1 protein-coding gene is annotated in these 217 nt (G+C 41.5%); it reads left to right on the top strand.

Translation table 11 applies throughout. The annotated features are described in order from the left end of the window. Positions 1-217, top strand: a 217-nt coding sequence (locus tag IC21_RS07035) for a UPF0236 family transposase-like protein (RefSeq protein WP_035180674.1), incomplete at both ends; no start/stop codon positions are given.

Raw genomic sequence — 217 nt, 5'->3', positions numbered from 1 at the left:
GATGCAGAAGGTTTTTACACAATGGGTTGGGGATGTATTTGAGGAGTTAGATAAAACAATAAAACAGAAGAAGTTGGAGGAAGGCTGGGAGTACTGCCGGAGTGATAACAGAAGCGTTCAGTTTCTATTTGGAAGTGTGACTTTTAAACGATCATTAATGCGTGATAAGAGAGGGAACTCACATTATCCTTTGGATGAATGCTTGGGGCTGTTACCC

Origin of the sequence: Heyndrickxia coagulans DSM 1 = ATCC 7050 (genome assembly GCF_000290615.1) — a bacterium.
Classification (GTDB): domain Bacteria; phylum Bacillota; class Bacilli; order Bacillales; family Bacillaceae_C; genus Weizmannia; species Weizmannia coagulans.
This window is presented reverse-complemented; position numbering and strand designations above follow the sequence as displayed.